The organism is Devosia sp., assembly GCF_036406155.1.
GTDB lineage: Bacteria > Pseudomonadota > Alphaproteobacteria > Rhizobiales > Devosiaceae > Devosia_A.
The window spans coordinates 1-3,797 of the sequence record NZ_DASWVV010000119.1 but is presented as its reverse complement, the minus strand read 5'-3'; the positions used below and the strand labels follow the sequence as shown (position 1 = coordinate 3,797).

At 70.4% G+C, this 3,797-nt stretch carries 4 protein-coding genes; 2 read left to right on the top strand and 2 right to left on the bottom strand.

Annotated features, from left to right (window positions below; all coding sequences use genetic code 11):
• Together VGD93_RS07450 and VGD93_RS07445 are read left to right on the top strand one after the other, a co-directional pair.
• On the top strand, window positions 1-997 hold a 997-nt coding region (locus VGD93_RS07450; RefSeq protein WP_395010728.1), incomplete at its 5' end, for an ATP-binding cassette domain-containing protein.
• Between the two features lie 476 nt (window positions 998-1,473).
• A complete protein-coding gene (locus tag VGD93_RS07445) occupies window positions 1,474-1,686 on the top strand; it encodes a hypothetical protein (RefSeq protein ID WP_395010726.1) in 213 nt (70 codons plus the stop codon).
• Window positions 1,687-1,714: 28 nt separating this feature from the next.
• Here the strand turns inward: VGD93_RS07445 and VGD93_RS07440 are convergent, their stop codons facing one another.
• The gene (locus VGD93_RS07440) at window positions 1,715-1,954 is read right to left on the bottom strand and encodes a DUF2188 domain-containing protein (RefSeq protein WP_395010724.1); all 240 of its coding nucleotides are present in this window, start codon (window positions 1,952-1,954) and stop codon (window positions 1,715-1,717) included.
• Between the two features lie 71 nt (window positions 1,955-2,025).
• Window positions 2,026-3,405: an FGGY-family carbohydrate kinase gene (locus VGD93_RS07435; RefSeq protein ID WP_395010722.1), complete on the bottom strand. Its 1,380-nt coding sequence runs from the start codon at window positions 3,403-3,405 to the stop codon at window positions 2,026-2,028.
• Window positions 3,406-3,797 lie beyond the last annotated feature (392 nt).

Sequence of the window (3,797 nt, the reverse complement as noted above, 5' to 3'; positions counted from 1 at the left end):
GATCGTCGGGCGCGGCGACCGCATCGGCCTGGTCGGTCCGAACGGCACCGGGAAGTCGCCGCTGCTGAACGTGCTCGCCGGCGTCCAACCGCCCCCGTACGGGCCGGTGCAGCGCTCCTCCGACACCACCGTCGGGTACTTCACCCAGCAGGTCCCCGACCCGGCCGCCACCGTGGGCGACTTCCTCGCCGAGGGCCTGGGCGAACTGGTCGCGGTGAACGCGCGGATGGAGGTCCTGCGCGAGCAGATGGCCGGCGACCACCGGGTACTCACCGAGTACGGCGACCTCGACGACCGCTGGACCCACCTCGCCGGCTGGAACGCCGAGACCTGGTTGGCGCAGGTGCGGCAGCGGCTCGACATCGCCCACCTGCCCGACACCGCGACGCTCGGCGAGATCAGCGGCGGCGAGCAGGCCCGCCTGACGCTGGCCCGCGTGCTGCTGGAGTCGCCGGAACTGCTGCTGCTCGACGAGCCGACCAACCACCTCGACGCCGACGGCATCGCCTGGCTCGGCGACTGGCTGGCCCGGTTCCCCGGCGGGATCCTCGTCGTCAGCCACGACCGCGACTTCCTCGACCGCGTGGCGACTTCGGTGATCGTGGCCGAGGGAGGCGGGACATGGATCGAGTATGCCGGCGGCTATTCCGACATGGTGGCCCAGCGCGGCCACGGCGTCGCCGCCCCGCCGGCCGTCGCCCGCGCGCCACGGGGGGCCAAGCCGGACGCGGCCGCCGTGCCGCCCGCGAAAAGGCAGAAACTCTCCTTCAAGCAGAAGCACGCGCTCGAAACCCTGCCGGGGGAAATCGCCGGGCTGGAACGCGAGATCGCCGCCCTCCACGACACGCTGGCCGATCCCGGCCTCTATGCCCGCGACCCCGCCGTCTTCGCTGCTGCCGGCCAGCGGCTCGACGCCGCCATGGCCGCGCTGGCCCGGGCCGAGGACGAGTGGCTCGAATTGGAGTCACTGCGCGAGCAGCTTGAGGGACAAGGCTGACCTCTGGGACGAGCCCTGGGGCGGTTTTGCCCGCTTCGCTCCCACGGCGGCAAAGCGTTTCGCCGCACCGGCCCAGATCGGTGGGGCGTTTCTCGCCCGTTCGCAACGCGGCGTATAGAGTATTTTCCGGCATGAGATTTCGGTTAATCGCCGGTTGCCGCAGGCAGACAATCGCCCTATAAGCATCCGGCGCCTGCCATGCGGCCGCCACAAAAATGCTGCGCGGAAAGCCGAGGCTGAACCGTGGCGCGAGAGCCGGCGGGAGACGATCCCGCCTCGTGACGCAAGACCCGAGGGAGGACGACACATGCTGCAAGCCGATCGTACCCAATCCCAGGGCTGGCGAATTCACGTAGCGAAAGTACGTGCGATCGGGTGTTACCGACCGAAACGAATGTGACCTCTGTCACGCCTTCGTCTCACAACCCCGGTAACACCCCGGCCGTCCTGAAGGACAGGCCGATGGAGCACGTTCCATGCAACATTCCTTTGTCGACAAGCCCAGAGGCAACAAGCCGATCACCATAGAAGTCGACGGCGAGCCGCTCGGCGTCGTGGTCCCGGCCCCCGAGGGCTACCGCTTTCTGGCCGTGCGCTTCCACGCTTTCGGCATAGACGGGCTCACCTTTGCCTCCATCGAGGAGGCGCAGGCGGCCGCCCGGCAGGCTCGGCTGGCCAACGCCGGTTGAATCGCCGCCCCAGGCGGGGGGGCGGATGTCAGCGGGCGACGCCGGTTTCGGGGCGATCGTCGCCGCGGGCGATTTCCTCGTGCCAGCGGCCCTCGGCATCCTGGTAGCTGATGGCCTCGGTGCGTCCGGCCTGCGCCTGCCGCTGCGCCGCCTGTTCGGCGGCAAGGGTGGCGACCTGGCGGCTCGGGAAGGTCTCCGAGAACACATCGCCCACCTTGTAGGCCCAGCCGCCGTCGTGCTCCACGACCTGGTACCGGATCTCGGTCATGATGGCGCCCTCCTTCCTGCAGGCACCGGAACGCTTCCGGCGTGCTCCGGGTTGCCTCGGCGAGAGGGTGCTCAGACGTCCCCGACGATGCTGCGCCAGTACCGGGCATAGGCCGCCATCTCGGGCATGGCGGGGACGATCTGCAGCGCTGTTTTCTGGTCCGGGCCGGCGCCGGGCGGGCGCGCCAGCAGGGCGGCGCCGATGGACGCGCCGAGGCTCGCGTCCGCCGTCGCAAGGACGCGGCGGCCCACGGCGGAGGCCAGCATCTGCAGATAGAGCCGGTCGCCGGCGAACGGCCCCTCGACCACGACGTCGCCGTCGGCGCCGGTGAGATCGAGGCAGGCGGCGGTCATCATCGCCAGATAGAACGAGACGGCGACGTGCACCGTGCCGCGGTCGAGCGTATGGAGGGGCTTGTTCCAGCGCGCCCGGCGTTCGGGGAAGGGACCGGAGCCCTCCGCGACCGATGGCGACAGCACGATGGCCTCCTCCAGCACGCGGGCGATGGCCGCCTCGTGCGGCACCGGCGGCTGCTCGCCGCACAATTGGACCAACTCAAGACCACCCATGAAGCGCGCCGATGGGACGGGCCGGCCGAAGGCATCGATGTTGGCGAGGCAGCCGCGCGCGGGATCGAGCCGGCTCAGGCTGCCGCCCGGGGCGAAGACGGCGACCCACGGCCCGGTCGACACCACCGCAAAGGGTGGCTCACGCTCCAGCAGGTGCGGCAGCAGCGAGGCGTTGGCATCCTCGATGCCCGAGTGCACCGGCACATGCGGCCGCAAACCGAGCCGCGCAGCAAGTTCCGGCAACACCGGCCCGAGGACGTCGGTGGCCGGGCGGACCGCTGGCATCTTGTGGAGCCAGCGCTGGCCGAGGACCAGCGAGGAATACAGGTCGGTCTCGAAGTTCCACAGATCGGTATGGCAGCCCAGCGACGTGATCTCGGAGGCGACGACGCCGCTCAGCCGAAACGACCAGTATTGTGGATAGGGCACGATCCAGCGGGCCGCCTCGAACGCGTCGGGAAAGCGCCGCGCCTGCCAGAACAGTTGCGCGCCGAGGTTCAGCCCGCCCGGCAGCCGCGGGGTGAAGCTTTCGGTGAAGGCGGGGCGCGCCGCATCGTATTCGACCGCCAGTTCGTCGGGTCCGGCAAACGCGTGGTCGAGGACCGGCAGGGTGAGTTGGCCGTCAGCCCCGACCAGCGCCGCGCTCGCCCCGTGCGTGGTGACGCTCAGCGCCTCGAGCGGGGCTTCCCGGTTGAGCTCGGCGAGGGCTTCGAGGGTAAATGCCCAGAGCGCCTCGACGTCGTAATGCGGATACGGCCCGTCGCTGCGCACCGTATTGGGCAGCTTGCGCGCCATGCTTTCGCTGCGGGACGCAAGGTCGACGAGGGCGACCTTGGCGCTGGTCCTGCCGATGTCCAGGACGCCGATGAAGCGCGAACTCATGGCCGCCGCCACATGACGCTTTCCGGCACGCCGCGCGACCCTCGCCAGAACGTCACCAGGCCCCTGATGCAGGCGGCGATGACGTTTCCAGAGGTCGAGCCAGCGCCTTTCGGGATGTTGAACCCGCCCGGCACCAGCATGTCATCACCTCCAGTTGCCGCCGCAGCGCAATCGATGAGCCGGCCGAGCCCACCGGCCGGGGGGCAGCGCCTCAACGGAGGCGGCAAGAAAGGCACCCACCCCAAGGCCAGCCCGGGACGGCACGATCGATCCGTCGCCACCTGTGGCGAGGTGGCGCGCCGCACGCGGGTGACGTCACCCCGCTCCGCCGCTGCCGGCAGAGCGGGGGAGTTGCGCGATGCGCCCGGCTAGTTGGCGGGGGCCGCCGGGGC

Bases quoted from the DNA above. Each gene is read 5' to 3' on its own strand.
- VGD93_RS07445 (WP_395010726.1), top strand. From the start codon at position 1,474: ATGCAACATTCCTTTGTCGACAAGCCCAGAGGCAACAAGCCGATCACC.
- VGD93_RS07440 (WP_395010724.1), bottom strand. From the start codon at position 1,954: ATGACCGAGATCCGGTACCAGGTCGTGGAGCACGACGGCGGCTGGGCC.
- VGD93_RS07435 (WP_395010722.1), bottom strand. From the start codon at position 3,405: ATGAGTTCGCGCTTCATCGGCGTCCTGGACATCGGCAGGACCAGCGCC.